Source organism: Mycobacterium colombiense (assembly GCF_003284935.1).
In the GTDB taxonomy this organism is placed as follows: domain Bacteria; phylum Actinomycetota; class Actinomycetes; order Mycobacteriales; family Mycobacteriaceae; genus Mycobacterium; species Mycobacterium arosiense_A.
Genome location: NZ_QMEV01000070.1, coordinates 1 through 23,691, shown reverse-complemented (window position 1 = coordinate 23,691; position 23,691 = coordinate 1). Strand labels below are relative to the sequence as shown.

Here is a 23,691-nt window from a genome sequence, read left to right as displayed (position 1 = left end):
GGGCGGCAGGCATCTGGGCTTCGCCAAGGCCCTGGTCCACGAGATGCCGCACACGCTGGCGGCGCTGGAGTGCGGCGTCCTGTCGGAGTGGCGGGCCACGCTGATCGTGCGCGAAAGCGCATGCCTGGACGTCGAAGACCGCCGCGCCCTGGACTCGGAGATGTGCGCCGACACGACCGCCCTGACCGGCATGGGCGATGCGCGCGTCGCCGCGACCGCCAAGGCGATCGCCTACCGGCTCGATCCGCATGCCGTCGTCGAACGGGCGGCCAAGGCCGAGGACGACCGGACGGTCACCATCCGGCCAGCGCCGGACACGATGACCTATCTCACCGCGTTATTGCCCGTGGCTCAGGGGGTTTCGGTGTATGCCGCGCTGCGCCGCGAAGCAGACACCTGCGGCGACGGGCGGCCGCGCGGGCAAGTAATGGCGGACACGCTGGTGGAAAGGGTCACCGGGCGCTGCGCGACGGTCCCCACGCCGGTCGCGGTCAACCTGGTGCTGTCCGACGAAACGCTGCTCGGCGGCGACGGTGCGCCGGCCGACGTGTGCGGCTACGGTCCCATCCCCGCCGCGGTTGCGCGCAGCATGGTCGCGCGGGCCGCCACCGACGACCGTTCGCGAGCGACCCTGCGCAGGCTCTACACGCATCCTCCAGCCGGGGCGCTGGTGACCATGGAGTCGCGGGCACGACTGTTTCCGCGCGGCCTGGCCGCGTTCATCGGGCTGCGCGATCAACGCTGCCGCACTCCCTACTGCGACGCGCCGATCCGGCACCGCGACCACGCGCGACCGTGGGCAGACGGAGGCGCGACCACCGCGGACAACGGCCTGGGCCTGTGCGAGCGCTGCAACTACGTCAAGGAGAACGCGGGGTGGGCGGTAAGCACCGGCGTCGACGAAAACCACACGCACATAGCGCTTTTCACAACGCCAACCGGAAAAACCTACCGGTCCGCGGCCCCGCCGCGCGGCCCCACGATCACCGTGAGCAAGCTGGAAATCCGCGCGGGCGTCGCGCTCGCGCGACATGCCGCCTGACGCTCAATAGTGGTAGGTGTCCGACGGCGCCGGCGAATGATCCCGTTCTTCGTCGTCGAACTCCGACGGTTCGATGCCGTACGCCCGGGCAAGCTCGAGGATTTTGGTGGCCCGGGCGATGCGCGGCAGGTCCGAGCCGTTGCGGATCTCTCCCCCGTCGCGTTCGAACTCCGCGAAAAACTCCTTGGCCCAAGATATTTCGTCGTGCGAGGGTGACAGGCCCTCGTTCACCACGGCGCACTGGTCCGGGGTCAGGCAGATCTTGCCGGTCATCCCGAATTCCACGGAGACGGCCGTGGCCTCGATTAGCTTCAACGCGTTGGAGCCGATCGTGGGCCCGTCGATGGCGCTGGGCAGGCTGGCCGCCTTGGCCGCGATCGTGAATCGCGACCGCGCATACGCCAACGTGCCCGGGTCCTCCCCGAAGCCGGTGTCGCGGCGGAAATCGCCGATGCCGAAGGCGAGCCGGAAAGTGCCCTTGGCCGCGGCGATCTCGGTGATGCGCTCCAGGCCGCGGGCCGTTTCCACCAGCGCGACGATCGGCACGTTGGGCAGCCGTTGCGCGGTCTCGGTGACGTGGTCCACCGATTCGACCATCGCCAGCATCACCCCGCCGACCGGCGTACCAGCCAGGGCGGCGAGGTCGTCCGCCCACCACGGAGTGCCGAAGCCGTTGATGCGGACCCAGTCGGTGTTCCCGGCGTTCAGCCACCGCACCACGTTCTCCCGGGCGGCGTGCTTGTCCTTGGGCGCGACGGCGTCCTCGATGTCGAGCACGACGATGTCGGCGCGCGAGTGCGCCGCGGACTGGAATCGGTCGTCGTGCGCGCCGTTGACCAGCAGCCAACTTCGGGCCAGAACGGGGTCGATGCGGAAGCCGATGCCGTCGTCGGACTCCGGCGCGCTGCTGTTGACCTGCTCGTACATTCCCCAACCGTAGCGATATCGCCGACGGCTCGGCCGCCCGACCGAGTGCGAACTCGGGCCGGACGGCCGCGCCGTCTGATCGGATGTGCGAACTAGTTGATGCCGACGACCTCTTGCGCGATCGCGGCGACTCGCGTTTGGGCAGCTGAGACGACCCGCTGGCGATTCTTGTTCGCTTCCTCGTAGGCGATGATCGCCCGGACGTCGCTCGCGCTGGTGAGGTCCTTGACCGCGGCGGCGGCCTCGTTGACGTTGAGCTCGTCGTAGTCGGCGATGGGCAACTCGTCGGCGTCGAGGACGCCCACGGCCGCGCGTGCCGAATGCAGGGCATCGGCGGTCTGCCGGGCCCCCTCGTTCCGGGTGACCCTTTCGGCCGCCTCGAGCGCGGCGTTGCGGGATGCGGCGAGGGCTTTCGTCGCCACGTCACCGGCGTGCGCGCCCCGGCCCACCAGGTCATTGAACGCCGGCCGCGCGGAACGCAGCGCGTCCGCGGCGCGGTCGAGCCCGCGGGTCGACCACTCGACAGGCAGGTTGAACAGTTTCACCGCGGTGCCGGTCGCGGCCTGCAAGGGTGTGCGTCGCAGCGCGGCCGGCCCGCCGAGGGCGTCCTCGGCAAGCACCGTCGTCAGCCAGGCGACGGTCGCCGAGTGGGCGGTGATCAGCCGCGTCGCCAAGCTTTCAATGTCGGGGAGTTCGGCGGCGACGGCCAGCGCCTTGAGGTAGCGGGAGCGGTCCAGCAGCTGGTTTTCCAGCGCCAGATCGCCCAACAGCGCCTCGTCGAACGGCTGAGCCTGCTCGGTCAAGGCCTTCACCGCCGCGGCGGCGCGGCCCAGGAACGGGCCCACCAGATCGGGGAAGCCGCCGAGTTCCCGGATCGCCTTTTCAATGGCCTCGGACCGCTCGCGCCCGTTCGAGGCGTTCTGCGTCAGCTCGCGCTGCACCGCTTCGGTGCGCGCCTGCGCAATGCGGGTTTCGGCGACCTGGATCTCGGTGTTCGTCAGCTGGTGCAGCGCGCGCAGCTGGGCCAGTACCGTGGTCTTGTCCGATGAAGTCATGAAGATTTTGCCTCCTGCGTTGATTGCTGGGTCGGCACGGGAGCGCCTTGTTTCTGCGGCTACCCACTCGCCGGGGGCGCTCAACATCGGCGGCGGACGTGTGACACATCTCGCTTTTTTCGCAGGATGCCAGGCGGGCCGCGGCTCGCCGAGGCGGTGGCCAGCAAACGAAAGAGGCTCTTCGCCGAGTTTGGGAACGGTGGGCCGGGGTAGACCCGCTCTTGCCACGTGCGGCCATCGGCCATGCGTCGCTTCTCGCGGAGACTAGAGCACCCTGGTCCCAAAATGCGTGTCGATCAGCTCTTTCTGCTCGACCAGCAAACTCACTAGGAGTCAATATGCGTAAGACCATTGCAGTCGTTTCAGCCACCGGGGCGCTGTTGTTCGGTGGAGCAGGCGTCGCCAATGCCGCCGCACCCGGCGCTCCTGCGCCGTCGTCCACCACAACGACGTTGGCGGACAACAACAATGACCAGCAGCACAGCGACCACACCGGGCTGTGGGGCCTGGTTGGCCTCCTGGGCCTGGGCGGACTCGCCGGACTGATGCGTCGCAAGGACACTGCGGCCCGCCCCGGCGTCGGGCCGGCTACGACCACCCGCGACCGCGGCGTCTGACCCACCGCGCTCCCCCAGATCCCCGTCGGGCGCAGCCCGGCCGACGGGGATCTGGGCACCCGCACACTGGCGCCCAAACATCCTGTACCGCAAGGCATCTCGCTTGCCGGCCGGGCGACGCAGCTCGTCGTCCACGCCGACGCGTCGTTTGGCGGTTTGTGCAGCGGGTATGCCCTCGATCAAGCCGCACACAGCCCAACGTGCGTTTCCCACACTCCCATCACAGGAGGTATCGGCGATGGCCGAGATGATCATTCAGTCGCCCGACGAAGTCGTCGCGTTCCTGAAAGCCCAGCACAACCTCATCGAGGACATGTTCGACCAGGTGCTGCACGCTACGGATCCGAAAGCGCGTGAAGAGCCGTTTGCCACCTTGCGCCAGTTGCTGGCGGTCCATGAAACCGCCGAGGAGATGGTGGTGCATCCGCGTGTGCGGCGGGAGGACGACGCCGGCGACGCGATCGTCGACGCCCGTCTGCAGGAAGAGCACGAAGCCAAGGAGCTGCTCTCCCGGGTGGAGAAGCTCGATATCACCTCCCAGGAATTCATCGACGAACTCCGCAAGCTGCGCGAAGCCGTACTCGAGCATGCCCGCCAAGAGGAGAGCGACGAATTCCCCGTGCTGGAGCGCGAAGTCGACGCCGACGATCTCAAGCGGATGGGCGCGGCGGTGCGCGCGGCCGAAGCCATCGCTCCTACGCGTCCGCACCCCGGCGTGGAATCGGCGAAGCTGAACTTCGCGCTCGGGCCGTTCGCGTCCATGCTCGACCGCGCCCGTGACCTCATCGGGAAAGCGCTCGGATAGCGCTCCGGGGTTTCCGTAGGCTCGATGAGATGAGCGTTGCCCCGGATACCACCGTCGCCCTTCAGGATCGATTCTTCCGCGAGTTGCCGGAGATGGCGGTTCGCTGGCAGGCGGAGGCGTTTCCCGAGCTGCGGCTGCTGGCGCTCAATGAGCCGCTCGCCGCCACGCTGGGTCTCGACGCCGGCTGGCTGCGCGGCCCCGAAGGGTTGCGCTTTCTGGTGGGCAATGCGCTGCCCGACGGCGCCGCTCCGGTGGCGCAGGCCTACGCCGGACACCAGTTCGGCGGCTTTGTTCCGCGGCTGGGCGATGGGCGCGCGCTGTTGCTCGGCGAATTGGTCGACGGCGACGGACGGCTGCGCGATGTCCACCTGAAAGGCTCCGGCGCCACCCCGTTCGCCCGCGGCGGTGACGGCCTGGCCGCGGTGGGGCCGATGCTGCGCGAATACATCGTCAGCGAGGCGATGCATGCCCTGGGCGTGCCGACGACGCGGTCGCTGGCGGTGGTGGCTACCGGGCGTCCGGTCCATCGCGAAGAAACGCTGCCGGGGGCGGTGCTCACCCGGGTGGCCAGCAGCCATCTGCGGGTGGGCAGCTTCCAATTCGCCGCATCCACCGGCAACGAGGACCTGCTGCGCCGCCTCGCCGACCACGCGATCGCCCGCCACCATCCGGCTGCCGCCGAGGCGGACAATCCCTACCTCGCCCTGTTCGAAGCCGTGGTCGCCGTGCAGGCATCGCTGATTGCGCAATGGATGCTGATCGGGTTCGTCCACGGGGTGATGAACACCGACAACACCACCATCTCGGGCGAAACGATCGACTACGGGCCGTGCGCCTTCATGGAGGCCTACGACCCCGACACCGTCTTCAGTTCGATCGACTTCTGGGGACGCTATGCCTACGGCAATCAACCGGTGATTGCCGGATGGAACCTCGCCCGGTTCGCCGAGACGCTGCTGCCGCTGTTCTCGGACAACACCGAGGAGGCGATCGCGCTCGCGGAGGCATCGTTCGGGATATTCAACACCCGCTACGACGCGGTGTGGTCCGACGGCATGCGCGCCAAGCTCGGCCTGCCCGCCGAGATCGACGCCGACTTCGCCACGGTGTTGGTCGAGGAATTGCTGCTTCTGCTCAAGCAAAATCACGTCGACTACACCTCGTTCTTCCGCCGGCTCAGCCACGCCGCGCGAGGAGATGCCAAGTCCGACGCCGAACCCGTCCGCGGGTTGTTCGCCGATCTCGCCGGTTTCGACGCCTGGTTGACGCGGTGGCGCGCGCTAGGTCCCGACGGCGACGCGATGGATCGCGTCAATCCGATCTACATTCCGCGCAACCACCTGGTCGAGGAGGCGCTGGCCGCCGCGACGGCCGGCGAGCTCGGCCCGCTGGAACAACTGCTCGCCGCCGTCAGCCAGCCCTATGCCGAACGGCCGGGCCTCGAACGCTACGCCACTCCGGCTCCCGAGGACTTCGGTAAATACCAAACCTTCTGCGGGACTTGACTTTACGAGAGCTTGGCGAGCTCGGTTCGCAGCCCGTCCAGGCGTTGTAGCGTCTGATCGCGAGGCTCCGTCGGCAAATCCACCAAGAGATGCTCCAATCCCAGGTCGCCATAAGCCTCGAGGTTTTTCGCCGTCGGTTCGCCACCGTGGAAGTGGATCACCGGCACGTCCTGGCCGGCCACCTCGCGCAGCTGCTCGAGCGGAGCCGCCAATTCCTTTGCCGAAGGCGTCATCGACAGCCACCCCGCCTTCAGCCGGGCGATGCGCTTGAACGCCGCGGGCCCTCCGCCCAGATAGAGCGGCGGATAGGGCTTCTGCACCGGCTTGGGCCAGCTGTAGATCGGGTCGAAGTTCACGAATTCGCCATGGAACTCCGCTTTTTCATGTGTCCAGATTTCGATCATCGCTTCGAGCCGCTCGTCAACGACCCGTCCGCGCACCGAGGGATCCACCCCGTGATTGGCGATTTCCTCGCGCAACCAGCCGACGCCCACACCGAAACGAAAACGTCCGTGCGACACCAGATCCAGCGACGCCACCTCCTTGGCCGCGTGGATCGGATCGCGCTGGGGTACCAGGGCGATGCCTGTGCCCAGGACAAGTCGCTCGGTGGCGGCCGCCGCGGCAGTCAGCGCCACGAACGGATCGAGCGTGCGGTAGTACTTCGGCGGAATCGGCCCACCGCCGGGGTACGGGGTCTTCGCGTCGACCGGGATGTGCGAGTGCTCGGCGAGGAAGAATGATTCAAATCCACGCTCCTCGAGCGCCTTGCCCAGATCCACGGGACCAACGCCGTCGTCCGTAACGAAAGTCAGCACACCGAAACCCATGACGCATAGTGAACCGCATCAGCGCACGGTTGTCAGCGCTACGTCGTTCCGGCGATCGGGTATGTCAGCTCACGGCGCTGGTGGTTCGATCTCCGCGCGTGTGGCCGCACGGGTCCTCGGGCGCACCGCGCCCCAGATGCCGGCGGCCACGCCGACCGCGGCGCCGCCGAGGCCGATGATCTGCTGCGAGGGCTTCAGCTCGCCGTGCACGCTCAGCCCGCCGACCAGGTCGGCCACGTCGGCACCGGCGGAGGCCAGAAACCAGCCGCGCGTGTTCTTACCGCGCAGCGCGGCCCCGGCGAGCAGGACACCGATCAGCGCGTCGCGATAGCCCATCGAGCGCAACAACAGCTGCGCTGTGGGCGTTGGCTCTTCCGGGTCGCCCCACAGCTTGTTCGCCCGGAGGGGATCGACGAGGAAGGAGACGCCAGAGGCGAGACGGATGGTGCCCGCAAGGAGGCCGAACCGGTCGATTGACATGGTTGTTGAGCCTAGGAGCAAACCGTCCCGTCGTGCACGCATTCCGTCCGCAAGTCGCTCACGACGCGGGGCAGGAATCGGCGATCTGCAACGACGCCGGCCACAGCACTGTGGCCGCCCCGAAGGCCACGGCGTCCGCGCCGGTGGGCGACACGGCTTCTATCCGCGCCTGGATTCGCTGGGTCTGTTCGGGGTGAAACATGGTCCACGCGAACCCAATACACAGATATGGGATGGTCAGCCATACGACCAGCTCGATCAGCGCGCCGACGCTGACCTTGTGTCCGAGGATGCGCCGGACCGGGGCCATCGCATGTTCGATTCCACCCATGACCGCACTCCCAGCTACCGCAGCACCAGTTTGAGAGCGTAGTCGACGACGGCGTCGAGATCACTGCCCAAATGCCCGGCGAGCCACTGCTGAGCAAGCTCGGCCATGGCACCCGTGTACAGCGCGGCGGCGACCTCCGCGGCCACCGGATCGGAATCCGGATTGAGGCGCCACCCTTCGGTCAACACGCCCTCGCGCAGCGTGTCCTGCGTCGCGCGACGGCGGGCGGCCAGCACGGGATTCGTGCGGGCATCGGTGAACAACACGCGGCCACGGCGCGGATCGGCCGACGAGAAGCCCAACACCGCGGCGATGCCGGCGCGGGTCCGGGCCCCCAGCGAATCCCCCGCCTCCGCGATGGCGGCCTCGATCACTTCGGTGAGCTGCTCGCTCACCCGGTCGTAGACCGCGCCGAGCAGATCGTCGGTGTCGCCGAAGCTTTCGTAGAAGTACCGCGTGTTCAGCCCGCATTCCCGGCACACCGAGCGCACCGAGACGGCCGCCTCTCCCCCGCTGCCGAACAGGCGATAGGCGGCCTCGACCAGCAGCGCACGACGCTCGGCGCGGCGGTCCTTGAGCGGTATACCGGCCCACCGGGTGGGACTCGACATCCCTACAGCGTAAGTCGAGAGGGCCCGGGTCTTGTCACACCTGTAGCCAAAACTTATTCTGGTTACAGTCGTGACCAGAATGTCGAGGAGCGCGCCGTGTTTCTGCCACACCAGATCGTCGGGCAGCTGATCAACAAGAAATTGGACGACAACATGCGGCGGTATTTCTTCCGCGGCATGGAGTTCGCCACCCCCGTGGGCGATCCGGGTTGGTTCGGTCCCGACAGCGCCGTGTGGCGGGTGCACTCGCACCTGCCCGCGCTGATCTTCGGCCTGCAATGCGCCGCGTTCATGGAGACCCTGGACCCCTCGATCTATTGGATGGGCATGCATCACTCGCGCCTGATCAAGCGCGACAGCAACGGCAACCCGATATCGCACGTGCCCCACATCGATCCGGAGGGCGCCGCGACACGCCTCGGCCACTCGGTGGCCTTCTTCATCGGCACGGCATACGGCTCGACGGAAACCGCTGAGCGCCTGGCGAAATCGGTGCGCGCGATGCACCACACCATCAAGGGCACCCGCCCCGACGGCGCACGCTACGACGCCGACGACCCCGAATGGCTGCGATGGAACTATGCGACGGTGGTCTGGGGTCTGGCCACCGCGCACGAGCTCTATCACCCAATGCCCTTGCGCGGCAAGAAACTCGACCGCTATTACGGCGAGTTCGTCCGGGTTGGGCACGCCCTGGGCGGCACCGATCTCCCGACCACCAAGGCCGAAACGCTCGAGTGCCTGGAATCGTACTTGCCGAAACTAGCTGTCACACATGGCAAAGCGATGGGAACCGGCCCCAACGTCGCCATGCCGCAGGCGGCCGTCGATTGGGCCATTCGCGACACCATGCCGAAATGGGCCAAGCAGATGCTGCAGCACCGCGACTGCAACATCGTCGAACGCACCGCCCGTCGCACCGCGGTGTGGTCGATCATCAACGGGATCAACGCCGCGTCCGGTCCGGCCCCGGAGTTTCAGCAGGCCCAGGCCAGGGTCAAGGGCGGCACCACGGTCCCGCACACCCTGCCGACCTACGTGCTCGGCAGCGATCGGGTTCGCAGCCGCTCCGAGGTGGAGCGCAGTTTCCAGTCGGTGTAGCCCACACTGGGGACATCTCACAAAGTCCCCGGCCCAAACGTCTACTCAGCGTGATAGCCAAACGCCCCTTCGAGGCGGTGGTCGTCGACCACGGTCCCGCCGTATTGCGGGTGTGTCGCGCCATCGTCGGGCCGGTCGACGCCGACGACGCCTGGTCGGAGACGTTCTTGTCCGCATTGCGCGGCTACCCGGACCTGCCCGCCGACGCCAACGTCGAGGCCTGGCTGGTCACCATCGCGCACCGCAACGCCATCGACGTCACCCGGGCCAGGGCGCGGCGCGCGGTGCCGACCGATCGGGTGCCCGAGACCGCCGGACCGGCGGACCCCGGCAATAACGATGACCTCGTCGACGCGCTGGCAAGGCTGCCGGCCAAGCAGAAACAGGCCGTGGCCTACCACTATCTGGCCGGCCTGCCCTACGCCGAGATCGCCGCCATCCTCGGCGGGAGCGCGGACGCCGCCCGACGCGCCACCGCCGACGGCATCGCCACCCTCAGAAGCACGTACCCCGGCATCGCCGCCGGCACCACCGGGACAGGAGAACGCCGATGACCAACGATCACGACATGGCCCGCGAGCTGGCGCAGAGCACCGACGCCACCGCCGCCGACCTCGACGCGCTGCACGCCAGGCTTGCCACGGCCGCCCAACACGAGGGCATCCTCGACATCGCCTACCGCCTCGTCGACAGCCCGGTCGGCGCCCTGCTCATCGCGGCTACCGAGCTCGGCCTCGTGCGCGTCGCCTACGCCAGCGAGGGGCACGACGCCGTGCTGCAGGGCCTCGCCGACCGGATCAGCCCCCGCATTCTGCTCGCGCCGGCCCGGCTCGACACGGCGGCACGGCAACTCGACGAGTACTTCGCCGCCAAGCGCCACGACTTCAGCGTGCCGCTGGACTGGCGGCTCTCGGCCGGATTCCGCAACACGGTGCTCCGTCGTCTGCCCGAGATCGGCTACGGCCACACCGCGAGCTATGCCGCGGTGGCCCGGCTGGCGGGCAACCCCAACGCGGTGCGTGCCGTCGGCAGTGCCTGCGCCACCAATCCGCTACCGGTCGTGGTTCCCTGCCACCGCGTGGTGCGCAGCGACGGCGCCCTGGGCGGCTATCTCGGTGGTGTGGAAGCCAAACGCATCCTGCTCACCCTCGAGGCCGCGGCCTGAGCGGAATCCGGGCGAATCCCATTGCCGCGCAACGCATACCGGCCGCGTCGACGGTTAAGCGGCGCCCGGGGTGAGCGGCGGAAGGGCGACGACCGGCGACGGCTGCGCCGTCGGCGCCTGGTTGACACGTTGTCCCAGGTGCTGCGGGCAGTAGGCGCTCGCCGCGATCATGGTGAACTGCGCGGCGCCGTCCACCGTGAACCCCGGATTGCTCGACGACACGCTCTTGATGACGTCGACCTGGGGACTGCCCTCGTCCATCAGCTCACAGGCCCTTTTGCCCACCCCGACGGCGGCGGCGGGATCCTGATAGGTGATGCCCGCCTGGTTGAGCGCGGCGATGAAGCTCGCATCCGGTCCCGAAGTCCCGATCGGATCGGCGTAGGCGGGCGCGGCCGCGCCGATGAGGGCGGCGGAGCCCGCAAGCACTACCAGCATTCGCATCGCTTCATCCTCATATAGATCGGCGGCATTGTCCTGCCGAGCCCTTCCGCCCGCGCATAACCGCGGTAAACGTGCAAGTCGAGCCGTCGGGTGGCGATCGCGCAGGAATCCTGGCGGCCGCCCTCAATGTGGTACACAGTGGCTATGTCCGCGCTGCCCCCTCAGCATCGTTGAGAGCCCGGCGTGCACGACGATCGACTTCTGACTCCCGGCCGGACCTGCTGGCGCCTGGCGCGCGCCGACCAGTTCGCCCCCATCATCGACGCGGCCGACTACTTCAAGCACGTCAAGGCGGCGATGCTGCGCGCCCGTCATCGAATCGTGCTGATCGGCTGGGATTTCGACTCGCGGGTGACGTTCGAGCGGGGTGAGAAGACCCTCCCCGGGCCAAATCAGTTGGGCGCGTTCCTTTATTGGATGGTGTGGAAACGCCCCGGCCTGGACATCTACGTGCTGAAGTCCAATCTGCGGTTGCTGCCGGCCTTCGATGGGCTGTGGTTTGCGCTCACCCCGGTGTCGCTGCTCAACCAGATCAGCAGCAGGCGGCTGCACTTCGCCATCGACGGCGCGCACCCGATCGGCTCCGTGCACCACCAGAAGCTCGTGGTCATCGACGATGCCGTGGCCTTCTGCGCCGGTATCGATCTCACCCTCGAACGGTGGGACACCCGTGCCCATGAGCATGACAATCGCCAGCGGCGCACGGCGGGACGCGGCTATGGGCCGCGACACGACGTCGGGCTGGCGGTTGACGGCGCGGCGGCGCGGGCGCTGGGCGAACAAGCGCTGGCGCGGTGGGAGACGGCGACCAAACAGTCGCTGAGCCAGGTCGAGGCCAAGCACAGCGCCTGGCCCAGCAAGCTGCGGCCGACCCTGCACCACGTGGACGTCGGGATCGCACGCACCGTGCCGGAGCTCCTGGATCGTGCGGAGGTCCGGGAGGTCGAGGCGCTCAACCTGGCCGCGATCGCTGCGGCTCGACGCACCGTCTATGTGGAGAACCAATACCTGGCGTCCCGGACCATCGTCGAGGCGCTGGCCGCACGGCTGCGCGAGGACGACGGACCCGACATCGTCATCGTGCTGGCCCGCAGGGGCAACAATCCGCTCGAGCGCGGAACGATGGACAGCGCCCGGCACCGCCTCATCCAGCTGCTGTGGGAGGCCGACGAGCACGGCCGGCTGGGCATTTACTGGCCGGTGACCGACGGCGGTGCACCGATCTACGTCCACTCGAAGGTCATGGTGGTCGACGATCGGCTGCTGCGCATCGGCTCGTCGAATTTCAACAACCGGTCGATGGGTTTCGACAGCGAGTGCGACGTGGCCGTCGAGGCGCAGCCCGCCGAACCGGAACACGACGGCCTGCGCCGCGAAATCGCCTCGTTCCGAGACGAATTGGTGGCCGAGCACCTAGGCGTTTCGGTGGATGAGTTGAAAGAGGCGATCGCAGAACAGCGCTCGGCCTTCAAGGCGATCGAGGCGCTTCGGGGAGATGGCAAGACGCTGCGGCCATTCACCGAGCGCACCGTGGCCGATGAGGCAGGTCCACTGGCCGAGAACGATCTGATGGATCCGGACCACGTTCCACGGTCGCTGACCCGTAGCGTGCAGCGGTTCATCACCGGCCTTCGGGGCTGACGAGTCGGCGATTCGGGGTGTGGGTCGACGCGAAATCGGCTTAGTGTGGGCAGAAGTGCCAGTGGACTAAGGACGAGCACCGATGAGCATCGACGACGAACCCGCCACCACGCTGGAGGATCTGCGCGGCGATCTGGCGCAGCGGTACAGGAGGACGCCAACCGGCGGAAGTTCGGTCGACAGCGCGATCGCCGAGGCGGACATGGCGGCGCTGGACCGCGACGGTTACGTCGTCTGGGAGAACCTGATCACCGCCGAGCAGTGCTCGCAGATCCGGGAAGCGGTGCGCCCCTGGCTCGGGCACACCGGGCGCAACTCGTTCGAGGGCCTGCGCACCCAGCGCATCTACAGCGTGCTGAGCAGGACCCGGGTGTGCGATCCCCTTGTCGATCACCCCCGGGTGCTGGCGGCGCTCGACCGGTTGCTGATGCCCAACTACCTGCTGTCGGCGTTGCAAGCCATCAATATTCAGCCCGGTGAGGCCGCGCAACTGGCGCACCACGACGACGGCTTCTATCCGATTCCGCGCCCCCGCGCACCGTTGGCGGCCGCGACGATCTGGGCGATCGACGACTTCACCGCCGACAACGGAGCCACGGTCCTCTACCCGGGCAGTCATCGCTGGGGCAAGCGCCGGCCGGGCCCCGGCGACGAGGCTCTGCCGGTCGTCATGCCCGCGGGCTCGTGCGTCTTGTTCGTGGGCACGCTGTGGCACGGCGGCGGGGCGAACGACACCGACGGTGAGCGGCTCGCCGTCACCGCGCAGTACTGCCAGCCGTGGCTGCGCCCGATGGAAGCCTTCACCTTGTCGGTGTCGCGCGAAATCGCGCGAACCGTTTCCGACGACATCCGCCGAATGCTCGGCTACAGCATCCACCCGCCGTTCGTCGGCAACGTCGACGGCCTGCATCCGTTGCGGCTCTTGGAGATTGAGCCGCAGCAGTAGCGAGCCTCCGGTCGGGAGACGAGGCGCTCGGCAGTCCCCCGGTTTGAAACGCCGTTACCAGGCTATTCTCAGTTCTGTCATGACGCGTCGAGCGGGGCCGCCCGGCGACCAAGAATCGGATTCAACGACGGCCGAGCCCCGGAATCGCTTGCACCGCAACCACAGGATCGTGGCCGGTGCCAAGGTGCTGGCCGCACTCATATCACTGGTGGTGGTCGCCGTCATCGGCATCGCTTGGCACGCGTACCGCAGCGCCTCGGCGGGCATCACCAAATCCGAGGCGCTGGCCGGTGAACCCGCATCGACCGGAAGTGACCAGAACATTCTGATCATGGGTCTGGATAGCCGGCGCGACCAGCACGGCAGGCCGCTGCCGCCCGACGTCTACGACGCGCTGCACGCGGGCAACGAGGATTCCGCCGACGGGGATTCCGACGCGCTCATCGTCGTGCACCTGCCGGCCGGCGACGCGGCGGCCACGGCGATCTCGATCCCCCGCGACGACTATGTCGACTTGGCCGGATGCCCGACCTCGGATTGCCGCGGCAAGATCAAGGAGGCCTACAGCTACGCCTACCAACGGGTGATGGCGGGCCACACCTCCGCCGGCTCGCAACCCAGTACGACCCCGCTGCAAGGCCAGGACGCCGCGGCGAGGGAGCAGGCCGCGCGGGAGGCGGGCCGCAAGGCCGAGATCAGCACGGTCAAGAGCCTTCTGCAGATCCCGATCGACCACTTCGTGGAAGTCACCTTGGCCGGGTTCTTCGAAATCGCCCGGGTGGTGGAACCGATCACGGTGTGCCTCAACGAGGATACTTCGGACCGCTACTACTCCGGCGCGGACTTTCACAAGGGCATGCAGCAGATCGGCGCGGGCCAGGCGATGGCCTTCGTTCGGCAACGCCGCGACCCCAACGACGCGGCGTTCACCGACCTCGATCGCAGCCGGCGCCAGCAGGCCTTCATCGTTTCGGTGGTCAGTGCCCTGCGCCGTGGTGGAGCGTTGTCGGACCCGACACGCCTGCGCGCCCTGTTGGACGTCGCCAAGCGGAACGTCGCCGTGGACGCCGATTTCGACTTCGACGATTTCGTGCGAAATGCGTTGACATTTCCCAACAGGCCGGTGGCGCTGTACACGTTGCCCGTCACCGGCTTCGGCGAAATCTCCAATGGCGCCTATGTGAACTTCATCGACGTACCCACCATCCGCTCGATCGTGCACAACCTGATCGGCACCGATTCGTCGGCAACACCGCCGACCGGCAGCGCCACCACAGCAGCGCAACCGGACAGCGACGCGCAGAGCACCGGGGGCAGCGTCGCACTCGACGTCGTCAACGCCTCGGGCCAGCAGGGCGAGGCCGCGAATCTCGAAAAGTCGTTATCCACCGGGATCTTCAGTGAGGGGAAGGTCAGCACCGCCGACGCCGTCTCCGAAACCAGCAGCATCATGTACGGGCCTGGAGCCAAGGTGGCGGGCACCGAACTCGCCGACCAGTACGACATCACCGCCATCGCATCCGACAGCATCGCGCGCAACACCGTGCAACTGACCGTCGGAACCGATTTCCGCAGGTTCGACCGCCACCGCACTTACTCGTCGGAATCACCGAGCGCGACGGCCACGGCGCCCGTCACCACGGTGCCGGCTACCGGCTCCGCCACGCAGGGACCCGCGGTCACCGACCTCTCACGCATGACAACCGATGGCATTCCCTGCGTGAAATGACCAGGGGTTAACGGGTTTTCCGCTGGGCGGGTGCCGAAGTCGTGGCCGTTGGCGCGGCGCCGTAGAGGTGCAGGGCCTGTGCGGCCGCGGTAGCCACCGCGCCCCGCAGATTCGAAATCGGCGGGCTGCCCCGTAGGTGGATCGAGTTCGAGAGCAGAATCACGTAGGTATCCGAGCCCTGGTCCATCCACACCGTGGTGCCGGTGAACCCGGTGTTGCCGAAGCTGCCGACGGGAAAGATCTTGCCGCGCGGCCTGGAGTAGGCCGTGTCGATGTCCCATCCGAAGCCGAACAGGCTCTGCCCATCGATCGCCGGATACTTCGGAGTATGAGCTTGCTGGGCGGCGCGGTTGGCCGCTTCGACTTGTTCTGCGGTATGGCCGGGCTGCTGCGGCGTCGTCATCAACTCGAGAGTCTCTGGCCGCAAAGGGAATTCACTCGGGCGGTCCGCCAACCGGTCGAGCAACGCCTGCGCAAAGACGCTGACATCGTGCGCCGTCGAGAACAGGCCGGCATTGCCGGCCACTCCCCCCATGCGGCGCGCCGTCGGATCGTGCACCGTACCCCGAAGCAGGGCAAAGAAATCCGGATTCTTGCCCGGGTCGTCTCTGCTCTCCTCGTCGCGCGCTGTCGGCGCGATGCGCGGCAGGAGGTTCGTGTTCCACGCCCCCTCGGGGCATGCCGGCGGCGCCGGCCCGTCTGTCGCGGGGGCCCAGGCGACCGCCGCCCCGCGCACCACATGCGGTCCGCACGCCTTGGCCGCGGGCAGATACCGGGTGTCTTGCAGGCCAAGCGGCGCAAAGACATTGCGCTCGACGTAGGTGTCCTCGGCCTCGCCGGTGGTCTTTTCCAAGAGCGCGCCCAGCAGGATGTAGTTGATGTCGGAGTAGCGGAAGAGCTCCCCCGGGCCCGACTGCAGCGGCGTGGTGAGGGCGCGATGAATGCCTTCCGCTTTGTCGGGTCCGCCCAGTCCCCACGGGTCTGCGAGGTTGACGTCGATCCCTTCGCCGGAGGTGTTGGTCAGCAGCATCCGAACCGTGACCTTGGCCCGCTGTGGGTCGTCCGTCGCGTTGAAGTCGGGCAGATACTTCTGCACCGGATCGTCGAACGCGATCTTGCCCTGTTCGTAGAGCTGCATGATGGCGACCGCCGTGGCGAGGCACTTGGTCAGCGACGCCATGTCGAAGATGGTGTCCTCGGTCATCGGCTCGGCGGGTGCGGGGGAACCATCCAGCCCCGGCTCGCCCGCGAGCTTGCGCGATCCGTAGGCCTGATGGAAGACGACCCTGCCGCCATGCCCGACCATCACCACGCCGCCGGGCAGCCCGTCCGCGGCGATCGCATCGTTCATCAGCTTGGACACGGCGGCGAACTCGGGCGCGGGGGCCGCAGCTGAGGTCTGCGCCGCCGGCGGCGGCGACGGCGCTGTTGGTGGGCGTTCGGTGACCGGTGTGTGTGCCGTGAACGCCCACGGCGAAGCCGCGATGAGCGCGAGCAACGCAATCGCGACCGCTGCCGTCTTGCGCAGCGAGGGCGGCCAGGGCTTCCACCTGCCACTGACTGTCGGCATATCGCAAGGGTAAGTCGACGGCCTGGCCGCCTGCAGTAGCGTTGGCGCCGGACCTGTCTCGCGACGCCCGGTCGCGACGGTCTTGTCGCGATGGAGCAAGCGGTGAGGACCCATCCACATTGATTGGCGGCAGGCGGTGGGTCGCCGTGCTGGCGGGCGCGTGGGCGGTTGGAGTGACCGTGACGCAATGCGCCGTCGCGCCGCCGCCCCCGCTGGCCGGATCGTCGCGCCCCACGTCCACCGCGCCGGGCCCGCCCGACCATGCCGACGTTCGACCGGTCACCGCCGCGGAGCTCGGCACGAGCTGGCGGCCGGGCTGCCCGGTGAGCCCTGCGCAGTTGCGGCGCGTCGGCGTCGACCACATCGGTTTCGACGGCCAGACCCACCGTGGCGAACTGATCGTGCACGAGGACGTGGTGCCGCAGGTCATCGCGATCTTCGCGCAGCTGTACCGGCTCGGCTTCCCCATCGAGAAGATCCGCACCGCGGACCGCTATCCGGCCGCCGACGACGAGCAATCCATGGAGGACAACAACACGTCGGCCTTCAACTGCCGAGGCATCCCGGGAAGCGAGCACTGGTCGCCGCACGCCTATGGTCGGGCCATCGACCTCAATCCGCTTCTCAACCCGTGCGTCTACGCCACCGGCGCTTTCCAACCGCACAACGCGGCGCAGTACCTGGACCGCGGCCGTAGCGACCCGGGACTCTTGCACGACGGCGACCCGGCCGTCCACGCCTTCACGGACGCCGGGTGGCGGTGGGGCGGCCACTGGGCGGCGCCCGTCGACTACCAGCACTTCGAGCGGCCCTGAGCCGGGCGTCCTGTAAGAATGGACGCATATGTCGCGCTCATTCGACGTCCTGACCGAGTCGCCCGCCACTGTCGAGCAGATCCATGCCGCGTTCGGCCGCGAGGACTATTGGCTGGCCCGCATCGCGGCCGGCGCCGCCCAGACCACACTGGATTCGCTGGAAGTCGACGACGACGGCGCGGTGACGGTGCGCACGACACAGCATCTGGGTCGTCAGCTGCTCCCCGGACTGGTCGCCAAGTTCGTCACCGGTGACGTGAGGATCGTGCAGACCGAGACGTGGCGGCCCGACGGCGACCGCCAGGTGCGCGGGCAGGTCAACGTCTCGGCGTCCGGCGGTTTGGGGTCCGGCCGCGCGGAAACCTGGCTGGCGCCGACGGATGACGGCGGCTCACAACTGCGCTCCGCCTTGCGAGTCGAGGTGAAGATCCCGCTGGTGGGCGGCAAGCTCGAAAAGTCGATTGGGGCCGGCCTGGTCGAGGGCATCCCCGAGATGCTGCGCTTCACCACCACGTGGATCATCCACAACACCTGAGGCGAGATTCGCTGTCGCGCGGCCCGCACGGACCTAGTCGGCGGTCCGAATGCGGCAAAGCCGCATCGCCGCGCCCGCGACGGCAGTACGCTCCCTGACCATGAACCCGAACGTGCCGCGCGGAACCATCCCCGCGGCGACGTAGTTGATCGTGCTGAATCAATCACGGGGACAGGGCTTTTCACTCGCCTTTACCACCGCATCCACCGTTGGGAGCCATCCATGATTCGCACGACCGTGTTCAAACCTGCGCTGGCTGCGGCCGCAGTCACCGGGCTGATTTCGCTTGCGCCGGCTGCCAGCGCCGACCCCGATCCCATCTCGGTCGGCGCCTACCTTCACACGCTGAACGTGCTGCATGTGCCGTATGACAACCCCGGGCGGATGGTCGATATCGGCAACAACGTCTGCCAGCAGGCGCGCGGGGGCACCGACTTCGACACCATCTATCCGACGGTTGCGGGCAACGGCTTCGCCTCGGTGCAGGCCGGACAGATCATGGGAGCTGCCGTCGGGACGTTCTGCCCCGATATGGAGGCCGCGTTCGACCGCTGGACCAACAGCTGAGGACGCGATCGCGTCAAGGCCCCTTCGAGCTGTCCTTCTCCACCCTGATCAGCGCCTTCTACGACACGGCCTGTCAGATCATCGTCGAGAACATCGCCAGAGCCGAGACCTAGCGTCCGCCGAAAATGAGAGACAATCGCTTCATGCCCAGCGAACCCGCACATCGACCGCCGGCCGCCCCTAAGCCGCCACGGGTGCAGGTCACGCCCGAGGACGTGGAACGGTATGCCGACGAGGACCAGGCGCGCGAGGCAGCCGACGAGCGCCGGCTGCGCGACGAGCAGCCGCCGCATCACCACTAGCCCCCAAACTGAGTAAGACTGGAGCCATGAGTCCTGCAGAAAAACTGTTCTCGCAGGTGCTGCGGTTGCACGACACGGTCTATCGCAAGACGAACGGCTGGATCGGTCACCGCACGCTGTGGATACCGAGCCTGCTATTGCATACCGTCGGCGCGAAGACCGGCAAGCAACGCACGACATCGCTGAGCTACGCCCGCGACGGGGACAATTACCTGGTGGTCGCCTCCAAAGGCGGTGCGCCCGAGTCCCCCGGCTGGTACCACAACCTGAAGGCCAATCCCGACGTCGAGATCAACGTCGGCCCAAGGCGTTTCGCCGTCACCGCACGACCGGTGCTGTCGGACGACCCGGACTATCCGCGGCTGTGGCAGATCGTCAACAAGAACAATCAGAACCGGTACAACGAATACCAGAAGAAGACGTCGCGACCCATCCCCGTCGTCGTCCTGGCGCCGAAACCTTGAACTGCAGCTGAACAAGCCGGTAACCGCCGGTGTGAGCGGACGCGCTTCCAGCGGCCGTCTTGCAGGAGTTCATGGCGGTCGTGCGAAGCTACGTCGTGTTCGATGGCCGGAACTAAGGAGAACGAGCAGTGAGAGCCCTCGTCGCGGGCGCCGCCGGGTTCCTGGGTTCCCACCTCTGCGATCGTCTTCGCCGCGACGGCATCGACGTCGTCGGACTCGACAACCTGTGCACCGGCCGGCGCGAGAACATCATGCACCTGGATGGCGATCCGGGCTTCAGTTTCGCGGAGCACGACATCACCCGGTCGGTGAACGAGGTCGTGTCGGGGCCACTGGATGTCATCTTCAATCTGGCCTGCCCCGCATCGCCGCGCGCCTACCAGCGGGATCCCCTGCTCACCCTGGAGACCAACTACGTCGGCACCAGGAACTTGCTGGAACTCGCGCGCGAACAGGGGGCGACGATTCTGCAGGCCTCCACCAGCGAGGTCTACGGAGACCCCACAGTCCATCCCCAGGTCGAGACCTACTGGGGCAACGCCAACTGCTTCGGCGTGCGGGCCTGCTACGAGGAAGGCAAGCGGGTCGCGGAGACGCTAATGCTCGAGTACGCGCGTCGCTACGGCCTGCGGATTAAGGTCGTCCGCATCTTCAATACGTACGGTCCGAGGATGGACCCCGAAGATGGCCGAATCATCTCGTCGTTCATCGTCCAGGCGCTGCGGGGCGAACCGATCACCGTCTTCGGGGACGGCAGCCAGACCCGTTCCTTTTGTTATGTCGACGATCTCGTCGACGGGCTTGTGACAATGGCGGCGAGCGCAGCTTCGTTCACCGGACCCGTCAACCTCGGTAGCCCAGCCGAAGTCACCGTCCTCGAAACCGCGAGCATGATCAAGGAAATGACCGGATCCCCCTCGGCGACGGTCTTCGAGCCACTGCCGCCGGACGACCCGAAGCAACGTCGGCCTGACATCACCCTCGCCGAGTCCAGCCTCGGTTGGGTCCCGAGAGTCTCCTTCGAAGAAGGGGTCGAGCGGACGATCCAATACTTCACGGGTGTCATCGGAAGTGGCTCCCAAGGGGGCGTCCAGCGGTGAAGTTCGTGCTGGCAACCTTGGGAACCCGGGGTGATGTCGAGCCGTGCGCCACCATCGGCCGGGAGCTGCAACGCCGAGGTCACGATGTCACCATGGCCGTGCCGCCTAACTACGTTGGCTTCGTCGAATCGGCGGGGCTCGCTGCGGTCCCCCACGGCCCGGATCAGGTGGAGCAGAACGCGAGAATCGCACGAAAATACGGGGAGACGCCGAACCCGGTCTTTATGGCGTGGGTGATTTCAGAGGATCTCAAACGACTCTGGCCGCAGCTGGGTACGGCGCTCACCTCGCTTGCGGACGGGGCCGACTTGTTGTTGACCGACGCGAGCCAGCAGGGACTGGCCGCCAATGTCGCGGCATACCATGGCATTCCGCAGGCCGCACTGCACATCTACCCCCTCGGGCGTGATACGGGCACGCAAGTCACCAAGGAGGCCGAAGACGCCCTGCGCCAAACGTTGGGCCTGCCGGAGGAAACGGGAACCTCGGCGCGACAACCGCTGGAGATCCAGGCCTACGATGAACTCTTCTTCCCGGGGCTGGCAGCCGAGTGGGCGAAATGGGGTGTCCGACGGCCTTTCGTTGGCGGGTTGACGCTGGAGCTGACGACGGACGTCGACGACGACGTATCGTCATGGATTGCCGAGGGAACGTCCCCAATTTACTTCGGCTTTGGCAGCAGCGCGCGAGTCGCGTTCCACGCCGGCCTGCTCGAGATGATCAGCGGGACCTGCGCGCGGTTGGGCGAGCGCGCGCTGATCTGCAGCGGCGTAAGCGATCTGGCCGATACCTCGCGGTTCGACCACATTAAGGTGGTGAGCGCGGTGAACCATTCGGCCGTGTTTCCCGCTTGCCGCGCCGTCGTCCACCATGGCGGCCCCGGCACCACCTTCGCGGGCATACGGGCCGGCAAACCCACCTTGGCCCTTGCCGTTTCGGTCGATCAGCCGATGTGGGCCGCCGCGGTCGGCCAGCTGGGCGTCGGTATCGGGCGACACTTCTCCGCGACCACCCCGGAGTCGCTGCTCGCCGATCTGCGGGCCATCCTCACTCCGCACTGCACCGCTCGAACGCTCGAGGTGGCCGCCCAGATGGCCACGCCCGCCGAAAGCGCGGCCACGGCCGCCGATCTCCTGGAGGCCTCGGTCGGCAAAGACCCCGGCTGACCCCGTCAGTGCTCGCCGGCCGAGTGACCGATTTGCATGTCCGAAACGCTTCGGTATGACGGGAACTCGAAGTCGGGGAAGGCGCAGATGTCACCGCGATCCCGAACCCGCTCTGACCAGTAACGCTGATCAGCGACCGAGGTGCAGGCGTAAATCTTCATATACGTTGCCGCGAAAGGGAACACGAAGCCATTGCCGACCGCCTGCCAGACGGCCGCCGCCACCCCGGGGGTTTCAACCCCTCGATAATCGTCCATTACGATCACGCCCCGTTCGCCCGTGTGAGCCACGGCGAGGCTGATGTCCTTGGCGACGCACTGGTAGGCGTGGCAACCGTCGATGTGGGCGAAGCGCAGTGACCGTTCCCCCAGATCAAGCGCCGATGACTCGCACACCTCCAGCGTTGGCCGGCGAGTGTGGAAACGATCCCAGTTGGCGAGGAACTGCTGCTCATCCAGGCCCGAGTACTCCTGGCGCGGCGCCTGCGCCACGTCGGCGTGATCCATCACGGCGCCGAACAGATCGCAGATCACCAGATCCTCGTCGTCACGCAGGCCGTAACCCATCAAGATGGCGGACTTGCCCTGGTATGCGCCGATCTCCAAAATGTCACCCTTGATGCCCTCGGCCGTCTGGCATGCGAGCAGCTTGCTGAAGAGCTCGACATCGGCCTCGAAGAACCAGCCGTCGACGTTGTTCATCTGCTCGGTGTAGAGGGCCCAGGCGGCATCGGTCATGACACGCTCCTGCGCATGAACTCCTCCAGTGCGGTTGTGGGCTCGCGAGATTTACGGCGGCCAAATTGGCGTCCGCGAGTTGACCGTATCAATTCTGCGTCCGGCCGCAATCGATGCGGGAAGAGGGGCGCATCGGGTCGGCCGCACCGTCGGGGCACCATGTCTCTCATGGTCGCCGTCTACCGCGCGCCGATGCGATCCCGCAACGATGCCGTCACGCCACAAGCCACCATCGATCGCGCTCGCCGGCTCGGCGTGTGCGGGTTTGGCCGACTTGTGACCAGTTCGGCCGAACAGGACCGGCTTGCCCGTCGGGTCGCCCGATTCGCCGACCTCGACGAAGGCTCCTTCGTGTGGACCCGCGACACGCACGGCTGGTTCTGGCTGGGCCGCATCTGCGGGCCTTATGGCTATGACGCCGGGGAAACAGCTAAGGCGGTGGATTTGGTGCACATACGACCCTGTGAGTGGCTGTCCATCCCAATCCTGGAACAGGACGCGCCAGCCGCCGTCATCGCCACCTTCAATCGGGGTGGACGGAACTTCCAGAAGATCCACAGCCCCTCGGTCGGTGTTGATACACAACGGATCTGGGATTTACGGATACATCGGCGGACCGAAACCTAGCGCGGCACGGCGGAGGCCGTATCGCGTCAACCCTCGTCGCGCAACCCGACCTCACCCGGGTGTACGCCCGTCTCCGGCCACCGAGAACGCGATGTTGAGGCCACCGCTCTTGGCATAGTGAATGTCCGGCGGGACGTTCATGGTCGAACCTTATGCCGCGTGGGCCACGCCCAAGGTGGACTGAGCCGATACGGTGCATTGCATGCGTCGTGTGGACTACGTCATTCACTACGTCGAGTCGCTCAGCCGGTCGGTGGCGTTTTACCGCGACGTGATCGGTCTTCGGGTGCGCATCGAGGGCGACGGCTACGTCGAGTTCGACATGGAGAACACGAAGTTCTCGCTCTTCGAACGCTCGAAGCTGCCGGAGCTCATAGGTCGCGACGGCGGAGAACCGCCCTGCGGCGAGATCGGCTTTCTGATCGACGACGTCGATGCCGAATCGGAACGGTTGCGCGGGCTCGGTGTCGAGATCCTCACCGGACCGGTGGATCGGCCATGGCACGAACGAACGCTGCACATCGCCGATCCGGACGGCAACATCATCGAGTTCGCCCAGAAGCTGCCGTGATCCTCGGC

General features: G+C 67.2%; 28 protein-coding genes. 19 read left to right on the top strand and 9 right to left on the bottom strand.

Annotated elements, in window-relative coordinates; all coding sequences use genetic code 11:
- On the top strand, nt 1-1,042 hold a 1,042-nt coding region (locus DQP57_RS22270; RefSeq protein WP_112634812.1), incomplete at its 5' end, for an HNH endonuclease.
- Between the two features lie 3 nt (nt 1,043-1,045).
- Here the strand turns inward: DQP57_RS22270 and DQP57_RS22265 are convergent.
- The gene (locus DQP57_RS22265) at nt 1,046-1,969 is read right to left on the bottom strand and encodes an HpcH/HpaI aldolase/citrate lyase family protein (protein ID WP_112634811.1); all 924 of its coding nucleotides are present in this window, start codon (nt 1,967-1,969) and stop codon (nt 1,046-1,048) included.
- 92 nt (nt 1,970-2,061) lie between these two features.
- On the bottom strand, nt 2,062-3,024 hold the full coding sequence (locus DQP57_RS22260; protein WP_112634810.1) for a ferritin-like domain-containing protein: 963 nt from the start codon (nt 3,022-3,024) through the stop codon (nt 2,062-2,064).
- Nucleotides 3,025-3,362: 338 nt separating this feature from the next.
- On the opposite strand from DQP57_RS22260, the gene DQP57_RS22255 reads away from it, so the two are divergent.
- The 3 genes from DQP57_RS22255 to DQP57_RS22245 all read left to right on the top strand — a co-directional run bounded on the left by DQP57_RS22255 (nt 3,363) and on the right by DQP57_RS22245 (nt 5,951).
- The gene (locus DQP57_RS22255; protein WP_112634809.1) at nt 3,363-3,641 is read left to right on the top strand and encodes a WGxxGxxG family protein; all 279 of its coding nucleotides are present in this window, start codon (nt 3,363-3,365) and stop codon (nt 3,639-3,641) included.
- 238 nt (nt 3,642-3,879) lie between these two features.
- Nucleotides 3,880-4,446 carry a hemerythrin domain-containing protein gene (locus tag DQP57_RS22250; protein WP_112634808.1) on the top strand — a complete coding sequence of 189 codons (567 nt, stop codon included), beginning with the start codon at nt 3,880-3,882 and terminating at the stop codon, nt 4,444-4,446.
- A 29-nt stretch (nt 4,447-4,475) separates the two neighbouring features.
- A complete protein-coding gene (locus DQP57_RS22245) occupies nt 4,476-5,951 on the top strand; it encodes a protein adenylyltransferase SelO (protein ID WP_112634807.1) in 1,476 nt (491 codons plus the stop codon).
- A 2-nt stretch (nt 5,952-5,953) separates the two neighbouring features.
- On the opposite strand, the gene DQP57_RS22240 is transcribed toward DQP57_RS22245, so the two are convergent.
- From DQP57_RS22240 to DQP57_RS22225, 4 genes are all read right to left on the bottom strand, one after another.
- Nucleotides 5,954-6,781 carry an LLM class F420-dependent oxidoreductase gene (locus tag DQP57_RS22240; RefSeq protein WP_112634806.1) on the bottom strand — a complete coding sequence of 276 codons (828 nt, stop codon included), beginning with the start codon at nt 6,779-6,781 and terminating at the stop codon, nt 5,954-5,956.
- A gap of 69 nt (nt 6,782-6,850) precedes the next feature.
- A complete protein-coding gene (locus DQP57_RS22235) occupies nt 6,851-7,261 on the bottom strand; it encodes a DUF4267 domain-containing protein (RefSeq protein ID WP_112634805.1) in 411 nt (136 codons plus the stop codon).
- A gap of 58 nt (nt 7,262-7,319) precedes the next feature.
- The gene (locus tag DQP57_RS22230) at nt 7,320-7,592 is read right to left on the bottom strand and encodes a hypothetical protein (protein WP_112634804.1); all 273 of its coding nucleotides are present in this window, start codon (nt 7,590-7,592) and stop codon (nt 7,320-7,322) included.
- A 14-nt stretch (nt 7,593-7,606) separates the two neighbouring features.
- Entirely contained in the window at nt 7,607-8,203 is a 597-nt protein-coding gene (locus DQP57_RS22225) for a TetR/AcrR family transcriptional regulator (RefSeq protein ID WP_112634803.1), read from the bottom strand.
- Between the two features lie 96 nt (nt 8,204-8,299).
- Here DQP57_RS22225 and DQP57_RS22220 point away from each other — a divergent pair, with 96 nt between their 5' ends.
- Genes DQP57_RS22220 through DQP57_RS22210 form a run of 3 tightly spaced genes read left to right on the top strand, consistent with a single transcriptional unit; the run spans nt 8,300 to nt 10,469 of the window.
- Nucleotides 8,300-9,304, top strand: a complete 1,005-nt coding sequence (locus DQP57_RS22220; protein ID WP_112634802.1) for an oxygenase MpaB family protein — start codon at nt 8,300-8,302, stop codon at nt 9,302-9,304.
- A 50-nt stretch (nt 9,305-9,354) separates the two neighbouring features.
- Nucleotides 9,355-9,858 carry an RNA polymerase sigma factor gene (locus DQP57_RS22215; protein ID WP_240631849.1) on the top strand — a complete coding sequence of 168 codons (504 nt, stop codon included), beginning with the start codon at nt 9,355-9,357 and terminating at the stop codon, nt 9,856-9,858.
- A gap of 14 nt (nt 9,859-9,872) precedes the next feature.
- On the top strand, nt 9,873-10,469 hold the full coding sequence (locus DQP57_RS22210) for a methylated-DNA--[protein]-cysteine S-methyltransferase (protein ID WP_430919986.1): 597 nt from the start codon (nt 9,873-9,875) through the stop codon (nt 10,467-10,469).
- A gap of 54 nt (nt 10,470-10,523) precedes the next feature.
- On the opposite strand, the gene DQP57_RS22205 is transcribed toward DQP57_RS22210, so the two are convergent.
- Nucleotides 10,524-10,913, bottom strand: coding sequence for a DUF732 domain-containing protein (locus DQP57_RS22205; protein ID WP_165821875.1), 390 nt, complete (start codon nt 10,911-10,913; stop codon nt 10,524-10,526).
- Between the two features lie 183 nt (nt 10,914-11,096).
- Here DQP57_RS22205 and DQP57_RS22200 point away from each other — a divergent pair, with 183 nt between their 5' ends.
- From DQP57_RS22200 to DQP57_RS22190, 3 genes are all read left to right on the top strand, one after another.
- A complete protein-coding gene (locus DQP57_RS22200) occupies nt 11,097-12,554 on the top strand; it encodes a phospholipase D-like domain-containing protein (RefSeq protein ID WP_112634799.1) in 1,458 nt (485 codons plus the stop codon).
- A gap of 82 nt (nt 12,555-12,636) precedes the next feature.
- Nucleotides 12,637-13,500, top strand: a complete 864-nt coding sequence (locus tag DQP57_RS22195) for a phytanoyl-CoA dioxygenase family protein (RefSeq protein WP_112634798.1) — start codon at nt 12,637-12,639, stop codon at nt 13,498-13,500.
- Between the two features lie 166 nt (nt 13,501-13,666).
- Nucleotides 13,667-15,229 carry an LCP family protein gene (locus DQP57_RS22190; RefSeq protein ID WP_112634813.1) on the top strand — a complete coding sequence of 521 codons (1,563 nt, stop codon included), beginning with the start codon at nt 13,667-13,669 and terminating at the stop codon, nt 15,227-15,229.
- A gap of 7 nt (nt 15,230-15,236) precedes the next feature.
- On the opposite strand, the gene DQP57_RS22185 is transcribed toward DQP57_RS22190, so the two are convergent.
- Nucleotides 15,237-16,799: a serine hydrolase domain-containing protein gene (locus tag DQP57_RS22185; RefSeq protein ID WP_112634797.1), complete on the bottom strand. Its 1,563-nt coding sequence runs from the start codon at nt 16,797-16,799 to the stop codon at nt 15,237-15,239.
- A gap of 173 nt (nt 16,800-16,972) precedes the next feature.
- Here DQP57_RS22185 and DQP57_RS22180 point away from each other — a divergent pair, with 173 nt between their 5' ends.
- The 7 genes from DQP57_RS22180 to DQP57_RS22155 all read left to right on the top strand — a co-directional run bounded on the left by DQP57_RS22180 (nt 16,973) and on the right by DQP57_RS22155 (nt 21,748).
- A complete protein-coding gene (locus DQP57_RS22180; protein ID WP_346427302.1) occupies nt 16,973-17,614 on the top strand; it encodes a M15 family metallopeptidase in 642 nt (213 codons plus the stop codon).
- Between the two features lie 28 nt (nt 17,615-17,642).
- Entirely contained in the window at nt 17,643-18,149 is a 507-nt protein-coding gene (locus DQP57_RS22175; RefSeq protein WP_112634795.1) for a DUF2505 domain-containing protein, read from the top strand.
- A 222-nt stretch (nt 18,150-18,371) separates the two neighbouring features.
- Complete coding sequence (locus DQP57_RS22170) at nt 18,372-18,716, top strand: DUF732 domain-containing protein (RefSeq protein WP_112634794.1); 345 nt, start codon at nt 18,372-18,374, stop codon at nt 18,714-18,716.
- Between the two features lie 143 nt (nt 18,717-18,859).
- A complete protein-coding gene (locus DQP57_RS26930) occupies nt 18,860-19,018 on the top strand; it encodes a hypothetical protein (protein ID WP_165821873.1) in 159 nt (52 codons plus the stop codon).
- Nucleotides 19,019-19,044: 26 nt separating this feature from the next.
- Nucleotides 19,045-19,482, top strand: coding sequence for a nitroreductase family deazaflavin-dependent oxidoreductase (locus DQP57_RS22165; protein ID WP_112634793.1), 438 nt, complete (start codon nt 19,045-19,047; stop codon nt 19,480-19,482).
- A gap of 128 nt (nt 19,483-19,610) precedes the next feature.
- Nucleotides 19,611-20,582, top strand: a complete 972-nt coding sequence (locus tag DQP57_RS22160; protein ID WP_112634792.1) for a UDP-glucuronic acid decarboxylase family protein — start codon at nt 19,611-19,613, stop codon at nt 20,580-20,582.
- Nucleotides 20,579-21,748 carry a glycosyltransferase gene (locus tag DQP57_RS22155; protein ID WP_112634791.1) on the top strand — a complete coding sequence of 390 codons (1,170 nt, stop codon included), beginning with the start codon at nt 20,579-20,581 and terminating at the stop codon, nt 21,746-21,748. The genes DQP57_RS22160 and DQP57_RS22155 overlap by 4 nt, the downstream gene beginning before the upstream one ends.
- Nucleotides 21,749-21,753: 5 nt before the next feature.
- Here DQP57_RS22155 and DQP57_RS22150 read toward each other — a convergent pair whose 3' ends face one another.
- Nucleotides 21,754-22,485, bottom strand: a complete 732-nt coding sequence (locus DQP57_RS22150) for a class I SAM-dependent methyltransferase (RefSeq protein WP_112634790.1) — start codon at nt 22,483-22,485, stop codon at nt 21,754-21,756.
- A gap of 168 nt (nt 22,486-22,653) precedes the next feature.
- On the opposite strand from DQP57_RS22150, the gene DQP57_RS22145 reads away from it, so the two are divergent.
- Together DQP57_RS22145 and DQP57_RS22140 are read left to right on the top strand one after the other, a co-directional pair.
- The gene (locus DQP57_RS22145; RefSeq protein WP_112634789.1) at nt 22,654-23,112 is read left to right on the top strand and encodes a GAF domain-containing protein; all 459 of its coding nucleotides are present in this window, start codon (nt 22,654-22,656) and stop codon (nt 23,110-23,112) included.
- A 202-nt stretch (nt 23,113-23,314) separates the two neighbouring features.
- Nucleotides 23,315-23,683 (top strand): VOC family protein, encoded by a 369-nt coding sequence (locus DQP57_RS22140; protein WP_112634788.1) that lies wholly within the window; start codon nt 23,315-23,317, stop codon nt 23,681-23,683.
- Nucleotides 23,684-23,691 lie beyond the last annotated feature (8 nt).